This is a genomic window from Parapedobacter tibetensis, from assembly GCF_024704835.1.
GTDB classification, from domain to species: Bacteria; Bacteroidota; Bacteroidia; order Sphingobacteriales; family Sphingobacteriaceae; genus Parapedobacter; species Parapedobacter tibetensis.
Window position 1 is genome coordinate 375,475 of record NZ_JAMXBE010000004.1, and the last position, 17,871, is coordinate 393,345.

Sequence of the window (17,871 nt, forward strand, 5' to 3'; positions counted from 1 at the left end):
TTAATCCTCGAAGCTCAACGAAAACGGGAAATCCGCTAGCTTCGTTCCCCTACCCATATTGGGCTCATCTGCCATATCAAAATGGAGTACCGCGCCACCCATCAGCTCACTGTGTTTGAGGTAGTTCTTGCTGTATCCCTTGCCATTGAACGTAGCGGACTGGATGTATTTATTGTCGGCGTTGTTATTCGGCGCATTGATTTCGATGGTCTTCCCTCCCGTCAATTGGATAGTGGCTTTCTTAAATAAGGGTGCACCCAATACATATTCATCCGTAGCTGGGGTGACCGGATAAAAACCCAATGCGGAGAATACATACCACGCCGATGTCTGCCCATTATCTTCATCCCCGCAATATCCATCAGGGGTGGGCAAATACATACGCTCCATGGTCTCACGTACCCAGTGTTGGGTTTTCCAAGGGGCCCCGCCATAGTTATAGAGGTAAATCATGTGTTGGATAGGCTGATTTCCATGCGCATATTGCCCCATATTGGCGATTTGCATCTCACGGATTTCATGGATGGTAAACCCATAATAGCTATGGTCAAACACTGGAGGCAAAGAAAATACGGAATCTAGTTTGCTGATGAATGCATCATGGCCACCCATCAATTGTGCCAACCCTTCGACATCTTGGAAAACCGACCATGAATAATGCCAGCTGTTCCCTTCGGTGAATGCATCGCCCCATTTGAATGGGTTGAATGGGGTTTGGAACTTGCCGTCCTTGTTTTTTCCACGCATCAAGCCCGTTTCGTTGTCAAAAAGCTTTTTGTAATTAAAGCTTCGCTCCCGGTATAGCGCGATTTCATCCGCAGGGCGTCCCAGCGCCTTCGCCAATTGATAAATGGCAAAATCATCATAAGCATACTCCAACGTGCGGGCGGCATTTTCATTTATATTTACATCATAGGGCACATAGCCGAGCTCGGTGTAATATTGCGCACCTGCCCGCCCTACGGCCGTGATGGGGCCAGCGTTGTTTGCCCCTTTCAGCAGTCCCTCATACAGCTTTTCGATATCATATCCCCTAAGCCCTTTGATGTAGGCATCAGCCACCACGGAGGCAGAGTTATTACCCACCATGATATTGCGGTAGCCCGGGCTTGCCCATTCCGGTAACCAGCCTCCCTCTTTATAGGTATTTGCCAACCCTTCCTGCATCTTTTGGTTGATCTCCGGATAAACAAGGTTTAGGAAAGGGAATAAGGCTCTGAACGTGTCCCAGAAACCGGTATCAGTGAACATATAGCCCGGAAGTACCTGCCCATTATAAGGACTGTAGTGGACGACATTGCCATTGGCATCATATTCATAAAACATGCGCGGAAAGAGGATGGTTCGGTACAGGCAGGAATAAAAGGTGCGGACTTGGTCTATGGTTCCCCCTCCAACTAATACCTTGCCCAACTCCGTGTTCCATCGGTCGGCACCTTCTTGTTTGATGGTTTCAAAATCTTTATCGCCTATTTCCCTCAGGTTCAACTCGGCTTGCTCATGGCTGATGAAAGACGAAGCGACTTTCGCTTGCACTTGATCGCCTCTTTCGGCGATGCTGAACCCAACAATGGCGCCTACATGGTCGGCCTGTATCTCCAATCGGTCATCCACCAATAGGGAATCCGCAAACGTACCCGCGCTCGTAAACGGACGGTCAAATACAAGCACAAAATAATTCTTAAAATTGTCGGGAACACCCCCGTTATTGCGGGTGGTATAGCCGATGATTTTGTTTTCGCTAGGGATGATTTGCACATATGAACCTTTGTCAAAAGCATCTATCACCACGAACGCACTATCGGATTTCGGGAATGTAAACCGGAAGCGTGCTGCACGCTCAGTTGGGGTAATCTCCGTGGTGAGGTCGTGGTCTGCGAGGTACACGCTATAATAATGCGGTTTGGCTACCTCTGCCTTATGCGAAAACCAGCTTGCACGCTCATTCTCATCGAAGGTCCGCCTGCCTGTGATGGGCATGATGGAAAATTGTCCATAATCATTCATCCACGGCGAAGGTTGATGGGTCTGTTTAAATCCACGAATCTTGTCTGCGGTATAGGTGTACATCCATCCATCGCCCATCTTTCCTGTTTGGGGCGACCAAAAATTCATGCCCCATGGAAGTGCAATGGCGGGATATGTATTGCCATTCGACAAGCTGTGTACCGATTGTGTACCCATCAGGGTATTCACATAGTCTAATGGGTTTTCTACGTGAGCGACTTCCTGCGCACTTACATGCAACAAGAGACAAGCAAAAAATAGGGTCAATGATGATTTCATTACTATAGGGTTTGTTTTATTGGATCTATATTGTAAATGCTTTTTACAATCCGCTAATATGGTAAAAATATTGCAAAATGGAAATGCTAAAAGTATTTAGCTTATATCCAAACCTCGTAGGTTTATCCTTTGCACAATTACCACTAACTCACTTCCAACACCAATTTTCCGATAAACTCGCCAGATTCCATCATGACTTTTTAGGGGGATACTTCTGCAAACGGATATTCAATGACAGCATAAAGTACCTTGCCAAACGATTGTTTCGTGTCTCAAACCGATCGGTATCCAGCACCTCAAGGGTTAGTCCCGTATTCTCGTTGAACAAATCGAATCCCTGCAACCTCAACAGCGCCATATTATTCTTTAAAAAGGTACATTCGATATAGGCATTGAGTAGTGTGGGGTTTGCGTTGACGAAACTGCTATATCCTGTATTGAGCCGGTGTGATAGATCGAAACCAAATGCCCAGTTATCTGAAAGATAGCCTTTTCCTGCAAATCCGATTAAAAACGAATTGGCATCGATGTCTTCTGTCTTCCGCAAGGAATAACGGGTTCGATTAAACGTATAGCTGCTATTTAATTCAGTTTCCAGGATATCTTCCAGCGCAAATTGCACCTGCGCCCCCTGCGAGTAAATGAAATTCCGTCCAAAGTTCTTCTCGTCATTCACATACGAGATGTTATTCACATAATCCGTCGTACCATTCAGGTTAAGCAAGAATTTGTCATTGATCACCGGTGTACTATACATGAAATAACCCCTTGCATCGAAATATCCGGGAGAATTCCGGAAACTAGTTTCCTGTATGGTGCTGTTGGGATTCGAGCGGTTGGTCACGATTTTGTTCTGGATTTGGTTTATCGATAACTGCGCTTCAAAAAACCGGTTCCTGCCCATTTTTGTTTGGCGAAAACGGGTGGTGAAGCGGTTGATGAACTCGGCCTTCAAATCAGCATTACCAATGATGATGTTTTGAGAATTGGTCAAGTCCCGGATAGGTTGTATTTGGGAGAAATTGGGTTGGTTGTTGGTACCCAAGTAATCAATGGACCACTCGCTTTCATCATTGATTCGGAAACGAAACCCAGCACTTGGAATCAGGTTTATGTTGCTGTGTTGGGTATGTTCGTCGTTGTCAAGTGTATGTCCTTGAAGGAGTAATGGCTGTACAGCAAATCCTAAGATATATTTGAACCGCTTATTTTGCTCCATTTGGTAATTTATCCCCACCTTATTGCTTTCGAAAAAATATGAATAATCCAAACTTAGGGAGTCCACGAACATTTCCTCGGTTATATCCCAAACGCTACGGCGGCTATCAATTGCGGTATAGTTATATTCATAGCTCATTTCCAATATGCTGTTTTTATCGATGGGCTCCACATAGGAAGCCCGCATACGGCCCACCCGGTTTCGGTTGTCGCTATTTACTTGTTGCTCCAGCGCATATACGTCATCCTGGATGGGTTGTCCGGTGTTGGCATTGACACTTTCAAAATAGTCGTTTATACTTTCCAGTTTATTCGTCTTGGAGTATTTCCCCTGCATATTGAGCACAAATTTGCGCCCAGGCTTGCGGAACATCCTGGAATACAACACATCGATATCAAAGTTGGGCGACGACATTTCTTCGTCCGCAAAATAAGCTCTTTCGCTGATGATGTGTCTGTTTTCAATCGTATCCCTACTGCGATGCATGGAGTTGGACGTACTATATGACAGATTAGGGCTTACTTTCAGGTAATTTCGGGCGTCCAATTGGGCTTCTACATCCCAAGCCATCAAATGGTTGATGTTATCCGCATTGATTTCCTTCTTTTGCCTATTTTCGATGGTATTGAAATCGTCATACACACTTCGTAACAGGGTATTCCCCACCGTATTGTTTTTCCTATTGGAAAATGTGTATTTCCCATATACGCTTACCTTTTCCGATATGTCATCGGAATAACTAACTCCTGCTGAATTGGTGGTGTTTAGTCCATCCACGGGATCCATCATGCCGGTAAGGTCGGTATTGCCTCGTTCCCTCATACCCGCGCCACTCGGAGCTCCATAGCTAAATAGGCTTGTATTGGTGTTGTTGAACGATCCCACCATGGAAAATTCTTGTCCATCGTTGAAGTTGTTTATCCCCATGCTGCCGATGTATCGTTCTTCCGTTCCTCCACCTCCGGTTACCTGTCCAAAAAGTATACGTTTCTTATCTTCTTTCAATACGATATTGAGTATCTTCTCGGGCTCCGTATCTTTTACGCCCGTTCTGCTCGCCATATCGCCATAATAATCGATTACCTGTATGGACTGGACGAATTCGGCAGGCAGATTGCGCGTCGCTGTAAGTACCTCTCCCCCGAAAAAATTCTTGCTGTCTACTTGTACCCGGCTGATTTGTCTTCCATGGGCAATCACTGTGCCGTCCCTGAGCACTTGCACGTTGGGAAGTAGTTTCAACGATTCTTCCAGCAGCGAGTTTTTCCGCACGTTGAATGCATCCATATTGTACTGAATGGTATCTTCTTTGATAACAATGGGTTGTACCCAGTTGATGACCACTTCCCTGAGCAAGGTTTGCTCCGGGGGTAACACGATGGGGAGTAATTGTATTAATGGCGTCGAAAAATTCGATTGATATGATTTATCCAATATTTTGTACCCGATCATACTGAATGTAAGCCTAAATTCAGGACCTATGATATCTGTGAATCGGAATGCACCATTTTTTTTTGTCGTTATCAATATCGTATCCAGTATGGACGAAAGCCGCACGTTTACCCCTTCCAACGGCACACCTGCTGTATCGATCACAACACCGCTTATTTCTTTTCGTTGATGCTGGCCCATTGCCTGCAATGACACGAAAACAAATACGAAAAGCACAAGCTTATGTAGAGCTGTCGATGGCAGCTTTTCGTCAGAATAAGATGAATTGGCTTGAAATATCCTCAATATGTTCAATAAGGCAATTTAAATCTATCGCTGTCTATGCAACCTAAATCTGTCACTGTTCTATAAAGAACGAAAGATAAGACTTAATCAGTATCTCTGCAAAAAAAAACGGGTTGTCTTTTTAGAAAGACAACCCGGTAGCATCGACTTCTTACAGCCAATGTCTATCCTTCATAGCTTACCTTGGGAACATGTTTGTCAATTTCCCAACGGCCTGTTCCTTCTTCTCCAATTACGTCAAACATTTCCAAAATACGCCTAGCTACATATTCCTCCTCGATTTGTTCTTCGAGAAACCATTGGATGAACTGGAAGGTCACAAAATCTTTCAGCTTGATACACTTATCGGCAATATTGTTGAATTGCTGCGTTACATACATTTCTTGCTCCAACGTCTGCTCAAACACACTACGGAACGACTCAAAATCAGCAGGAATGTTCACGATTTCTGGAGAAACCGCACGCCCACCCCTATCATTTACATAGTTGAAGAGTTTCATCATGTGCTTGCGCTCTTCCTCTGACTGAGTAGCAAAAAAATTCGAACTGAAGTCGTAACCTTGCTCATCACACCATGACGACATGGCCAAATAGATGGAAGATGAATGGGCCTCTACCTTAATCTGTGCGTTCAGTATGTTTTCTATCTCTTCGTTCAAAGAGGTTTTCAATCTCAATAAATCTTTCATAATGCTATGTATTTTTAAATTCGAGGAATAGGTAATGCACCTGCTCCTTTTTTGCTATACAAAAATACGAAAACAAAGTGGTAAAACACTCAAACTAAAAACAATACAAATTCAGTCTAAATTACTGATGGTGGGTGTTCGGTGGTGGGAGGAGTAACCATATTAATAGGCAATCCGGTTCGGCGTAGTCCGGAGGCATTCCTTCACAACGCTATTGAGCTCAATCATAAATTTAGCACCTTTCAATAATTCCCGGAGATTCAACACATCGTTAATATCCAACACAAAACAGCGTGACGTACGGAACGGCATCACAATGGTAAAATCGGCAGTACGAGATGGATTGATAATCATCTCCGAAATATCGATTCCATCAATCTTTTTCTTGAAATTGAAGAAATCACCTACTTTGAATGCCGTGGTGTTACCGGCAAACTCCAACCAATAACAATTTTTCCTACTACATTGATATACAGTGCCGTGTATTGTTTTATAAACTTCCTCGAAATGTGCTAAAGGACAAATCATCGTCTGCGTTAACTAGTTAAACCGATGCGAATATACGCATTATTTATAATCAGTCCAACTAAACATGCTTTTTGTTTTAAACGTTGCGTGTTAGATTTTAGGCTTATTGCCCATGGCTGATAGCAGATAGCTAATTTTTCTGTACGTACGATTGTTTGCTCAACAAGGTGTATTCAGGTGGGAACTGCTGCTGCCACATGTTGTAATAAGCTCCTTTCACATTCATCAAACTGGGATGGTCTCCTTCCTCAATCAACTCACCCTTATGGAGCACGACAATTTTATCAGCGCTCATCACCGTACTGAGGCGGTGTGCTATAAGGATTACAGTCTTGCCCTGTCCATTCAAGGCGGCAATGGCTTGCTGCACATATCTTTCGGAGGAAGAATCAAGGGAAGAGGTGGCTTCATCCAAAATGAGGATTTCTGGATGGCGGTACAAAGCCCTTGCAATGGCTATTCGTTGTCGTTGCCCCCCCGAAAGCTGTGTGCCATTTTCACCAATATAGGTGTTGAACCCCGCAGGCATTTGGTCAATGAAGCCTAGCATATCCAATTCCTTGCATAATTTCACCACTTGGTTCATATCTGGAGACATATCGCCCACAGCAATGTTTTGCACGATATTCCCAGCAAAGAGGTGTACTTCTTGCGGCACTACGGCCACCACTCGTCGCAGGCTTTCGTTGGTAAGGTACCGGATATCATAGTCGCCAATCATGATTTTCCCTCCCTGAAGCGGATACATGCTTTGCAATAATGACAACAGCGTGGTTTTTCCAGAGCCACTCTCCCCTACGATAGCGGTGACTTTGCCCATAGGTATGGATAGATTGAGCCGCTCGAAAACCGTTGCCCTCGTACCATATTGGAATTTCACATCCATAAAGGTAACGTCTCCAATCATCTCAGGGGTCAAATCACTCTGGTTTTCCTGCTCCTCACGTTCCAAATCCATCACTTCAAACAAGCGGTCGGCCGCAATCAAGGCATCTTGCACGGTCTTGTTCATGCCGATAAGGCTTCCAACCGGGCCAATGAAGTAACCTAAGATTGCATAAAAAGATAACAATTCTCCGGGGGTGATAACTTTGTTGAGCACAAACAGCGTACCCAGCCACAGGAGTATCACGGTAAGAAGTCCGGATACTAGGGAATTGGCATTGCCAATCCACAGCGAATTGGTAGAGGAGCGATAAACGCTTTTCAATAATTGGATAAACCGGGTTTCGGTCTTGAAATTGGCGAAGTCTTCCAAGCCAAAGCGTTTGATGGTACTTGCGGCGTTTATGGATTCCACCAACTGTGCCTCCAAGTCGGCCGAATCTTCCATAAGTTTTCGTTGTGTCTTACGGTTCAAGCGGTCGGAAAAGTAGTAGATGATGGCAAACAAGGGTACGATCAGCAACATCACCAACGCCAATTTCCAATAATAGGTAAACATGAGCGCAAATGAAAAAATAACGATGAACACATTCACCGCAAAACCGACTAGCGCTTCATTCACAAACGCCCGGATTTTCACCGCGTCATTCATCCGGGAAATGATTTCGCCCACACGCATATTATCAAAAAACAACTGGGGCAATCTTAGCAGATGCTTATAGTAACCGAGGATAAGCCGCGCATCGATTTGCTGTCCTGTTTTGATAGTAAGCAATGTACGTGAATGGTTGATGATAATTTTAATCACCAAAATTGCCGCCATGGCTATCCCCATTAGGTTAAGCAGGTTACGGTTACCATCAGGGATTACATTATCCACGATTTTCTGTACGAAAATGGAAGAAGACAGGCCCAAGATCGTAAACATGGCAGCTCCCACCAATACCTGCCATAAAATTGCCTGATGCGGTTTGAGCAAAAATCTGAACCTGCTGGCTATACTCGCTTTTTCACTTCCCTGCATGAAGTCGTTGTTGGGGCTGAGTAAGATAAGCACACCCGTCCAACTTTCCTTAAACTTATCTAATGGCAATTTTGTGATGGTCCCTGTGGCTGGATCCATTACTTCCACACGGGTTTTTGATACGCCATAAATGACCACATAATGCTGCAATTGCTCGCGAATGATTACATGGGCTATGGCTGGATAAGGGATTTCGGGCAGGGCATCAATATCGCCTCGTACCCCCTTGGCAGACAAGTTCAGTTTGTTTGCGGCGTGGATGATACCAAAAGCGGTGGTACCTTTTTGGTCAGTAGATGCATGTTGCCGGATGCGGGCAATCGGCACATCTCGCTTATACCAAGCCAATACAGAAGCCAGACATGCTGCAGCACAGTCTGTTATGTCATGCTGTTTAATCTTGATACGGGCAGCCCTCCGTTTCCGACCCCAAAAAAAGTTCCATATAGCCATCGCTTTTAATTTATATCAAGTCATCTACTTGTTTCTATTGCTATTACTTGTTTCTATTGCTATGAAATCGGGCAAAAAGCCATATACACATCCTTATAAAGCAGCTTGTTGAGCCGATACCACATTCGGATTTAACCAATCGTCGGCCTTATCATATAACAATTGAAACAATGTCCTTCGGGTCACGAAAAAACGTGCCTGCAAAGTCATTCCTTTACGCAACTTGCCTTCATAGCCATTTTTGAGGGATAGACGGTCCTCATTTAACAAGCATCGTACTTTGAAGTAAGGTTGTTCCCTATCTGTAAAAATATCGGCTGATATCGATTGTACTTCACCGGTTGCCATACCCCATTGATTATAGTTGAAAGCCTCTACCTGCAAATTCACTGGTGTACCCACTTTCAAGTAACCGATGTCCTTTGGTAAAATATAGGCCTCAGCAATCAGGCCGGAGTCGGGTGAGATTTCAGCGAGTGCTTCGTTTATACCAATCATGCTGCCTTGTTGCAAGCCCCTTACCGATTGCAAGGTTCCCGTCGCGGGGGCATGCAGCACATAAAGTTCTTGTTCTTTGTTTACTTGGTTGATGCGGGCTCCCAATTCGCCCGTCCTCAGCTTGAGGCTATTCAAATCTTGTTGCCATATCGACGCCTGTTCGTCATAGGCTAGTTCCAACTCGGTTTTAGCCTGTTGGTAAGAAAAATTTGCTTCGTCGTATTCAGCCGCCGATACAACTCGACTATTGTACAGCTTTTCATATCGTTCGTAGTTCTTCTGGGCAAGATTTAGTTGGTTTTGCAACTTGGACACTCGTTGCCAAAACAGGATAAATTGCTGACTATACATAGCTGAAACCAGAAAAGGTCGCCGTTGCAACTCGCGCCGCTGTAATAGGTTGGTGAGTTTCTGCAGGTCACTCATTTGGTTTCTCATATCAAATCGTTGTGACACTAGCAAATCCTCCTCTTGATCAAGGATATCGGTCCTTATTTTTGCCAATACTTGCCCCGCCTTCACATGTTCGTTTTCTTTGACCAGTAGCTCTTCGATTCGGCCAGACACAATGGGCTTCACGGAATAATTTTCCTGTGTAGCGCGCAACACCCCTATACCATGCACGCTTACATCTACTTTAACCACAAAAAGTGAAATGCCGGCAGCCAAGAGCAACAGCAACATGATCTGATAGAGAATAAGTGTTCGCGGATTGTGCTTATTGAAATGGTATTCCGTTGTATATTCAACAATTTCCGCGGGAAACAACCTTTTTGACATACGAATTCATCAATAATGAAAAATATGAGTATGGGGTGGTATAGGAAAAAAGAGGGACTAATTAAGTCCCTCTTTTTTCGAAAGGCTGCGCTTGACAGCCACTTGTTGTAATGATCTGTTGTTATTTCAGGTTTATAACCTACCTAACAAACCTCCCAAGATGTTGCCTACACCTCCCAAAACACCACCAACAAGACCAGTCACTCCACTTAGGTCAAGAGAAAGGTTGGCATCAACTTGGCTATCAGCTGCAACCACAGTTAAGCCCAATAAACTTCCGATACCCAATCCAAGGACAATGGAGGCATCTGGTAAAAAGCCACCATTTGTTTCTTTCAGTTCTTGTTCGTTCAATTCTTGAAGTTTCATAGATACTAAATTTAAGTAAATTGATTGCCTACTCTATCCAAAGGTTTTCGGCATCCCCCTTTGGCAACACATGCAGTAATGCAATGTTGCCATCACAAATAACGCCATTTTGTGATGGAAATCATATAAAGGAATCATGAATTCAAACAACCATAAGGAATACAATACAACTTATCGGAATGTTGGTCGAAAATCTGCTATAAACGGCAAGCCATCTATTACCTTATTCTGCCATGAATAAAATAAATGAAACAAAACATGATGGACAGTTTGCCAGTTTGTACTTTAGCTGTCTGAGTACTATTTTCCGCATAGAAAAAAGCTATCTTATGACGCCGAACGCCAAAGCAAAAACCGTGGCCAATAATATTAGACGTGTACGTGAATTTAGAAGCTACACGCAAGATTATGTTGCGAGCAAAATAGGCATTTCCCAAAATGCCTATAGTAAGCTAGAGTTGGGGTTCCATAAACTTTCATTGGATAGGCTTTTCCAAATTGCCGAAGTGTTGGATATAGAGTGTGTAACATTGCTCCAGCATGATGATGAGGAAATCATACAACTACGTGTTATCAGGTAGGGCCTTAAAGCAAGCTATTCTTATCCACTTTTTCTACCGAGCTTCCATCTTTCAAGGTTTTGCTGATGGCATTGAACGGGCGGGAAACCACCTCATCCCCCTCGTTGAGGCCGGATAGGATGCGGATATTGGTGTCGTCTTGAATCCCAGTGGTCACTTCCACTTGTTTCACCTTACCATCGTTGTATACAAATACGTATTCTTTTATTTTTGGCTTCCCTGTAGCGGCGGCACTGGTATCGCCTCCTTCATTAGCCGTTGTGTCACTTGCGGTTGACTCTCGTGTCGTAACTGATTGGATGGGCACAGCCAAACCGATATCTTGTTGCGTATGGATATCCACAGTGGCAGACAACCCAGGGCGGAAAGGCGAAGGATTAGGCTGGTCTTTCTTCAGCAAATCTTCATAGGAGTCGGCTAGTATGCGGACTTTTACATTGAAGTTAGTCACTTGATCGGTACCTGCTGAGCCAGTCCCTTCCATGGAGGCCGTAGTGGATGAACTGGCTATTTCAGTGACAATCCCCTTGAATTTTCGACCTTGGAAAGCGTCTATCTCGATGGTTGCTTCGTTGTTCAATGCCACACGATTGATGTCGTTCTCATTCACCTCTACAACTACCTCCATGGAGCTCATGTTGGCAATACGCATGATTTCCGTGCCGGCCATCTGTGCCGTCCCCACCACGCGTTCGCCAAGCTCCACCTGTAATAGGGATACCACGCCATCCACTGGCGCATAGATGGTGGTCCGTGCCAAGTTATCCCCAGCTTCTTGTACGGAGGCCTGCGACTGGTCTATCCCATACTTGGTAGCCAATACATTCTGCCGTTGGGCCTCGAGATTTGCACGCGCACTTTCATAATCTGCCCTAGTCTGGTCAAACTCCGATGCGGAAATCACCTTCTTACTAAAAAGTTCCTTGTTACGTTTGAAAATGGCCTCCATATTCGCAAAATTGGCTTCTTGCTGCTTGAGCTGCTGCTCGGCAGCTGCCAAGCTGGCCCGTTGTGCATTGAGCGACGCCACGGCCCGCTCATAGCCCGACTGTAAAATATCCGGCCGGATACGACAAAGTACTTGGCCCTTAGTAACCACCTCGCCCTCCATTACATTGAGCTCAACGATTTCGCCCGAAACTTCTGAACTCAATTTTACTTCTATTTCTGGATGGATTTTTCCACTGGCCGATACCTGTTCGTTCACGGTTTTTTTCGCTACCTTATCCGTGGCCACTTTGATTACATTGCCCTGCCCAATCCATCCCGCCTTATTAGCGATGATGACCAACACCACCAAGATTACCGCGCCAATCAGCACGTATTTAAGTGTATTTTTCTTCTTTGCCATTGTCTTCCTAATGATTTTGGTTGTTTACTCGTTCAATTTTCAAAATTTATTTCGTTGCCCAAATAGAAGTCGATGACTTTGCTACGGAAAAGCAGATCATACTTCGCTGTAATGTGATCAAACTCCGCTTTATTCATATTGGTTTGCGCGGTGGACAATTCGATGGAATTAGCCAAACCTACATCGAACCGTTGTTGGATAACCTCAAAAGCATCTTTGGCAGAGGTAAAAGCAGACTCAGTTGATTGATGTCGCTTCTCGGCGGAGCGCATATCCAATACGGCCTGATTCACTATCTTATTCAAGTTATTCTTAGCAAGCTGTTCGCTTGCTAATGCGTTTTCATAACTGATCTTGGCCTTTGCCACGTTGATTCGAGTTCGTAGGTTATTAAATATCGGTATATTCAATGTCAAACCAAGCGACTGATTCATATTTTGATCCAACTGCTCTCCAAATGGCAAAAACTCGCCCGTGAGGATGTTTCTCGACTGGGAGGAATAGTTGGTGCCATATGCGCCACTAGCCGACAAGGTGGGGTAAAATCCACCCTTAGCAATGTCTATATTCGTTTTGGCAGTCGCCGATGTAAATGACGCTTGTTTGATATCCGGAAAATTCGTTACAGCTGTTTGGTAAATCTGTGTAGCCAAATAACTGCTCTCAATAAGATTAATGTTGGGCAATACTGGCTTTTCCAAAACAATATCCACTGCCGGATCCATTTCCATCAATTGCTTCAGATTGAGTATAGAAAGATCAAACGCATTCTGTGCAGAGGTTACATTCAATTCATCAGTAGCCACCTGGCTTTTAGCTTGGGAAAGGTCCGCCAATGTATTGTTTCCTACTTCATAATTGGCAGTTACAGACTCCAACTGTTCGTTGGACAATGCCAATTGTTGTCTGCTGGCTCCCCATAAATCCTGATTTGTTAACGCTTCTAAATAGGTGGTCACTACAGATAAAACCAAGTCATTCTTCACTCGTTCGACATTGCTTTGGTCCGCCGACAGTTGAAATTTATTGGCGCTTATCTGGTTAATGCGTTGAAAACCTGTAAACAAATCAACATTGGATGAAAGCCTGCCTCCTGCAGAATTAACAGATTGTGTGATCAATCGGCCTGCCGTTTGGTCAAATGACAATCCCCAATTTAACCCACCATTTAATCCTGCATTAAGCGTGGGATACCTATCCATTTTTGATTGCTTTAAATCTTGCTCGGACAACGCGGCTTGGAATTTCGCCTGCTTCACCTGGAGGTTATTGTCCAACGCATGGTAAATGGCCACATTGATGGGAACCAACTTCTGCGCAACACTGCTGGTTGATGCGAATAACATCATGCATATACAGATTGTCAGGAATTTCAAGTATGATAAGCTTCTTTTCATGTAATAATTATGTAGTAGATGATTGCTATTATTATCTTTATTTAGTTATGCACGTCATTTGTCTCCAAAAATCTATCTTTGTCACAGAAACATGTATGCTGTCAATACTCCTTTAATCTTACAGTGGCTCTATCCCACACTTACCTGGCATCGTAATAGGGCTGAAAAACGCATTTTTCTCACCTTTGACGATGGTCCAATACCGGATGTTACACCGGGTATCATAAATACCTTAAAAATTTACGGTGTCAAGGCCAGCTTCTTCTGTGTGGGCGAAAATATAAAAAAACATCCTGATTTGTTCGATAGTTTGATAGAAAATGGGCACCGTATTGGCAACCATACTTATAATCACCTTAACGGGTGGAAGACTGTTGACGAAACTTACCTTGAAAATATTGCCCGCTGCCAGCAACTGACACAGACCAATCTTTTCAGGCCTCCTTATGGACGTGGTACGCGTTCACAATATGCCAGGCTCCAACAGGAGAAGTATAATATTGTCATGTGGGATGTGCTCAGCGGTGATTTTGATAGTAGACTTACACCCGAAAAATGCCTGCGGAATGTCATCAAACATACCCGAAATGGATCCATCGTGGTATTCCATGACAGCATCAGGGCTATCCCACGTGTAACCTATGCCCTGCCCCGAGCTATCGAACATTGGCTGAAAGCGGGATATACGTTTGGTGTATTGTAGAGAACGTTCAAAGTCGACCAATGCCGAAAGCCGATGGAGATTACTGCACCACCGTAGAAATCTCTGACATGGCATGGGCACTGAAATACCCCAATGCCCCATCGCCAAAAACAGAAGGCGGGTTGGCAGGGGCAGCCGTACCGGGGTTGATCGACTGTACCGCATTCCAAAAATCAAACGTAGCTTTATCAATACATTGCATTTGAATGACCACCGAATCACCAGCTACCAATTCCACATCAAAATCGATGAGGTCATCACTCACGTATCTACCATCATTGAACTTATCGTTTGCTACTTTCACCATTTTAAAGCGTTCCCCGTTCACACGTTGGAGATACCGGTAATAATTCGCAACACCGGGAGGATCTTGATACTTGACGCTAACAAATTTTTCTTCCTCGCCAAATAAGTTCCTCACAGATGTACCTATGGAATCAGCAGTAGTCAGCGATGGCATGGTAGCCGTAGCCATAAATTCTTGACCATCCACACGTACATGGAGGTCATACCGTTCATTTTGGCTGCCTGTGAAACCATTAGCCACATATATTCCTGGGGTTTCTTCTGTAAACCGATATACCCGCCCCCTTCCATCCACCACTTCTACTTCCGCGCCGGGGACCGGATCAAACGGGGTATCCGAGGCAAAGGCCACCGTCCTGTTGATGGAAACCTGCTGTACATTCGTGTTGTTGCTCACTTCGCCTATGATAACCAACTGAGGGTCGGCATCATTCAGATTTATATCAATGACATCTTCACATGAAAACATCAAAAAGCTGATTGATATAGCAATATACCTAAAATAAGTCTTCATTGATTAAAACTTAAAATTCCATGTTATTGAAGGGATAATCCCAAATAAAGCAATCCGATATGTCTCGGTGATGTTTGGATTGCTTTCGTTTTCCCTGAAGTCGATGATATACGCGTTCTTGCGGTTATAAGCATTATAAAGACCAAATGTCCAGGTCGTTTTGAATCGTTTGGTCACTTTCGATTCCCACGTTGCTCCCAAATCCAAGCGGTGATAGTCTGGCATCCGATATCCATTCCGTTCGGTATAATACCAAAGTGTTTGCCCATCCACCGAGTATTTCCCACTGGGAAACGTCACCGCATTGCCTGTACTGTAAACAAACGTCGCAGAGAGGTTCCACCGTGGAGATAACTGATACATCCCGACCAATGACACATCATGCGTACGGTCTTGCCGTGCCACAAACCAGTTGCCCTCGTTGATGTCGTCAAACTGGCGCTCGCTTCTCGACAAGGCATAGCTCAGCCAACCGTTGAATTTCCCTTCCCGTTTTTTCAGGAACAACTCCAATCCATAGGCGCGCCCCATGCCATAAAGTAATTCGGCCTCTATATGTTCATTTGCCTGTAAATCGGCCGCATTGCGGTAGTCTATCTGGTTCTGCATGTATTTGTAATACGTCTCGGCCGAAAATTCGTACACATCGCCCCCAAAATTCTGGTAATAGCCCAAGGCAACTTGGTCCGCCACTTGAGGCTTGATGTTATTGCTGCTCATCACCCAAGCATCAGTAGGCAAGCTGGATGTCGAATTAGACAGTTGGTGCAGGTTTTGCGAATTACGGTTGTAAGAGACCTTGAGGCTATTATTACCTTGCAGTTGATAGCTCAAGGATAGCCGCGGTTCCAGGTTGATGTAATGCTGCACCACTTCTCCATTTTTGTATGTTTGGCTTCCCATGATATCACCATCGGCATCGTATTGGGAAAATACGCCGGGGCCGAAAAGCAGGAAATTGTTTACGCGGAGGCCATACACCACGTTCAAATGGTCGGTCGGGTTCCACTCATGTGAAATGTATGCCGCCAATTCCATCCCTGTCCGGTCCTCAAGCTGCAAACTATTTACCGGTGTATCCTCATCTGCATCGATATTTGCGGGTGAGATTCGCTGTCGCAGCAAATTCACACCAAAGCGCCATGTACTCTTATTGGTGGCATAGAGCTGGAAATCCTGTTTGAGGTTATAATTGAGAATACGGGAGGCGATGACAAAATCATAGTCTTCATTGTCGATATTTACATTGTAATTGAAGTTGCTATATACCAAGGTGGTATTGGAAAACAACTGGTTATTCAGCACATGGTTCCAACGCAAGGTAGCCGTAGCGTTGCCCCAATCAAATCCGAAGAGGTCGGAATATCCCAGCACGTCCTTACCAAAATAACCCGAAAGGAAGAGTGCGTTTCTGTCGTTCAACCTATAGTTGGCCTTGGCGTTCAGGTCATAAAAATACAGGCTGCTTTGATTGATGCTTTCATCATTGGAGAATTTCAGGAACAGATCGGCATATGTCCTCCGCCCACTTACCATGAAGGAGCCTTTGTCTTTCACTATTGGCCCATCCACCTTGAGCCTAGAGGCGATGATCCCCACTCCACCCTCGGCACCAAAGTTCTTTTTATTTCCATCAAGCATGTTGATGTCGAGTACCGACGCTAGTCGCCCTCCATATTGCGCAGACATGCCTCCTTTATAAAGATTTACCTCTTTGATGGCGTCTGAATTGAATGTGGAGAAAAAACCAAACAGGTGTGATGCATTATACACCATCGCCTCATCCAACAAAATGAGGTTTTGATCGCCAGTACCGCCCCTTACGAAAAAATGACTACTCCCCTCACCTCCTGAAAGCACCCCGGGAAGCAACTGGATGGTTTTCAATACGTCTTTCTCGCCCATCAATACCGGCACATGCCTGATCTCATTTATATCTACGCGAGCAACACCCATCTGCGGACTGCTCACATTTTCGCTTTTTGATGATTTGGTTATCACCACTTCATCCAACATTTCGCCAAGCTGCAGCTCAATGTCGAAGGTCCTATTTCCAGTTAAACCAATGGCAGCTTCCTCAACTTGGTACCCCACATGCGAAAACACAAATACGTGGTCCCCTTCGGGCACCGTAAGCGAGTAAAAACCATAATTATTGGCACGAGCACCTATGGATGGGTTAGCCTTTAACGTTATGCTCGCTCCTATTAAGGTTTCGCCGGTGAGTGCATCGCGAATATGGCCACTGATGGTGTGTGTTGTTTGGGAAAATACGACGGCCTGTACACCAATAAGAATCGTCAATAGGATAAAACGGAACCCGCATACTGGAGTTAGGGACATGTCTTTTATATAGAATCTAAGAATAGCAAGTAATCAATATTATTTAAACTCCGATTTCACCTACAATATTACATTGTTTATTTATAATTTATAGCTCGTGCTGGATAAAAAAACATTTTACAGGACAAGATCACCTACAACGTTTTGATTAGCACAACTTTCTGTTTAATTTGGACATAGGTCGGGCTGTTAATGTTTAGGCTAATCA

At 44.4% G+C, this 17,871-nt stretch carries 13 protein-coding genes; 2 read left to right on the forward strand and 11 right to left on the reverse strand.

The features are described 5' to 3' along the window. From NF543_RS08975 to NF543_RS09005, 7 genes are all read right to left on the reverse strand, one after another. Entirely contained in the window at positions 1 to 2,286 is a 2,286-nt protein-coding gene (locus tag NF543_RS08975) for a GH92 family glycosyl hydrolase (protein WP_257667781.1), read from the reverse strand. A gap of 190 nt (positions 2,287 to 2,476) precedes the next feature. Next, positions 2,477 to 5,242, reverse strand: a complete 2,766-nt coding sequence (locus NF543_RS08980) for an outer membrane beta-barrel protein (protein ID WP_257957458.1) — start codon at positions 5,240 to 5,242, stop codon at positions 2,477 to 2,479. A gap of 164 nt (positions 5,243 to 5,406) precedes the next feature. Then, a complete protein-coding gene (locus tag NF543_RS08985) occupies positions 5,407 to 5,931 on the reverse strand; it encodes a ferritin (protein WP_257667783.1) in 525 nt (174 codons plus the stop codon). A 162-nt stretch (positions 5,932 to 6,093) separates the two neighbouring features. Further along, a complete protein-coding gene (locus tag NF543_RS08990) occupies positions 6,094 to 6,459 on the reverse strand; it encodes a hypothetical protein (RefSeq protein WP_257667784.1) in 366 nt (121 codons plus the stop codon). A 130-nt stretch (positions 6,460 to 6,589) separates the two neighbouring features. Next, positions 6,590 to 8,821 carry a peptidase domain-containing ABC transporter gene (locus NF543_RS08995; protein WP_257667785.1) on the reverse strand — a complete coding sequence of 744 codons (2,232 nt, stop codon included), beginning with the start codon at positions 8,819 to 8,821 and terminating at the stop codon, positions 6,590 to 6,592. Positions 8,822 to 8,914: 93 nt separating this feature from the next. After that, entirely contained in the window at positions 8,915 to 10,099 is a 1,185-nt protein-coding gene (locus tag NF543_RS09000) for an HlyD family secretion protein (protein WP_257667786.1), read from the reverse strand. Between the two features lie 132 nt (positions 10,100 to 10,231). Next, positions 10,232 to 10,468 carry a class IIb bacteriocin, lactobin A/cerein 7B family gene (locus NF543_RS09005; protein ID WP_257667787.1) on the reverse strand — a complete coding sequence of 79 codons (237 nt, stop codon included), beginning with the start codon at positions 10,466 to 10,468 and terminating at the stop codon, positions 10,232 to 10,234. Positions 10,469 to 10,797: 329 nt separating this feature from the next. Here NF543_RS09005 and NF543_RS09010 point away from each other — a divergent pair, with 329 nt between their 5' ends. Next, the gene (locus tag NF543_RS09010; protein WP_257667788.1) at positions 10,798 to 11,049 is read left to right on the forward strand and encodes a helix-turn-helix domain-containing protein; all 252 of its coding nucleotides are present in this window, start codon (positions 10,798 to 10,800) and stop codon (positions 11,047 to 11,049) included. Positions 11,050 to 11,053: 4 nt separating this feature from the next. Here NF543_RS09010 and NF543_RS09015 read toward each other — a convergent pair whose 3' ends face one another. Both NF543_RS09015 and NF543_RS09020 read right to left on the reverse strand, forming a co-directional pair. After that, positions 11,054 to 12,400: an efflux RND transporter periplasmic adaptor subunit gene (locus NF543_RS09015; protein WP_257667789.1), complete on the reverse strand. Its 1,347-nt coding sequence runs from the start codon at positions 12,398 to 12,400 to the stop codon at positions 11,054 to 11,056. A 32-nt stretch (positions 12,401 to 12,432) separates the two neighbouring features. Beyond that, positions 12,433 to 13,749, reverse strand: a complete 1,317-nt coding sequence (locus NF543_RS09020; protein WP_257667790.1) for a TolC family protein — start codon at positions 13,747 to 13,749, stop codon at positions 12,433 to 12,435. 139 nt (positions 13,750 to 13,888) lie between these two features. Between NF543_RS09020 and NF543_RS09025 the strand changes: the two genes are divergently transcribed. Next, positions 13,889 to 14,500: a polysaccharide deacetylase family protein gene (locus NF543_RS09025; RefSeq protein ID WP_257667791.1), complete on the forward strand. Its 612-nt coding sequence runs from the start codon at positions 13,889 to 13,891 to the stop codon at positions 14,498 to 14,500. A gap of 40 nt (positions 14,501 to 14,540) precedes the next feature. Here NF543_RS09025 and NF543_RS09030 read toward each other — a convergent pair whose 3' ends face one another. Then, positions 14,541 to 15,320, reverse strand: coding sequence for a DUF4249 domain-containing protein (locus tag NF543_RS09030; RefSeq protein ID WP_257667792.1), 780 nt, complete (start codon positions 15,318 to 15,320; stop codon positions 14,541 to 14,543). Between the two features lie 3 nt (positions 15,321 to 15,323). Then, a complete protein-coding gene (locus NF543_RS09035) occupies positions 15,324 to 17,663 on the reverse strand; it encodes a TonB-dependent receptor (protein WP_257667793.1) in 2,340 nt (779 codons plus the stop codon). Positions 17,664 to 17,871: the final 208 nt, after the last annotated feature.

Bases quoted from the DNA above. Each gene is read 5' to 3' on its own strand.
- NF543_RS08975 (WP_257667781.1), bottom strand. From the start codon at position 2,286: ATGAAATCATCATTGACCCTATTTTTTGCTTGTCTCTTGTTGCATGTA.
- NF543_RS08985 (WP_257667783.1), bottom strand. From the start codon at position 5,931: ATGAAAGATTTATTGAGATTGAAAACCTCTTTGAACGAAGAGATAGAA.
- NF543_RS08990 (WP_257667784.1), bottom strand. From the start codon at position 6,459: ATGATTTGTCCTTTAGCACATTTCGAGGAAGTTTATAAAACAATACAC.
- NF543_RS08995 (WP_257667785.1), bottom strand. From the start codon at position 8,821: ATGGCTATATGGAACTTTTTTTGGGGTCGGAAACGGAGGGCTGCCCGT.
- NF543_RS09000 (WP_257667786.1), bottom strand. From the start codon at position 10,099: ATGTCAAAAAGGTTGTTTCCCGCGGAAATTGTTGAATATACAACGGAA.
- NF543_RS09005 (WP_257667787.1), bottom strand. From the start codon at position 10,468: ATGAAACTTCAAGAATTGAACGAACAAGAACTGAAAGAAACAAATGGT.
- NF543_RS09010 (WP_257667788.1), top strand. From the start codon at position 10,798: ATGACGCCGAACGCCAAAGCAAAAACCGTGGCCAATAATATTAGACGT.
- NF543_RS09015 (WP_257667789.1), bottom strand. From the start codon at position 12,400: ATGGCAAAGAAGAAAAATACACTTAAATACGTGCTGATTGGCGCGGTA.
- NF543_RS09020 (WP_257667790.1), bottom strand. From the start codon at position 13,749: ATGATGTTATTCGCATCAACCAGCAGTGTTGCGCAGAAGTTGGTTCCC.
- NF543_RS09025 (WP_257667791.1), top strand. From the start codon at position 13,889: ATGTATGCTGTCAATACTCCTTTAATCTTACAGTGGCTCTATCCCACA.
- NF543_RS09030 (WP_257667792.1), bottom strand. From the start codon at position 15,320: ATGAAGACTTATTTTAGGTATATTGCTATATCAATCAGCTTTTTGATG.
- NF543_RS09035 (WP_257667793.1), bottom strand. From the start codon at position 17,663: ATGTCCCTAACTCCAGTATGCGGGTTCCGTTTTATCCTATTGACGATT.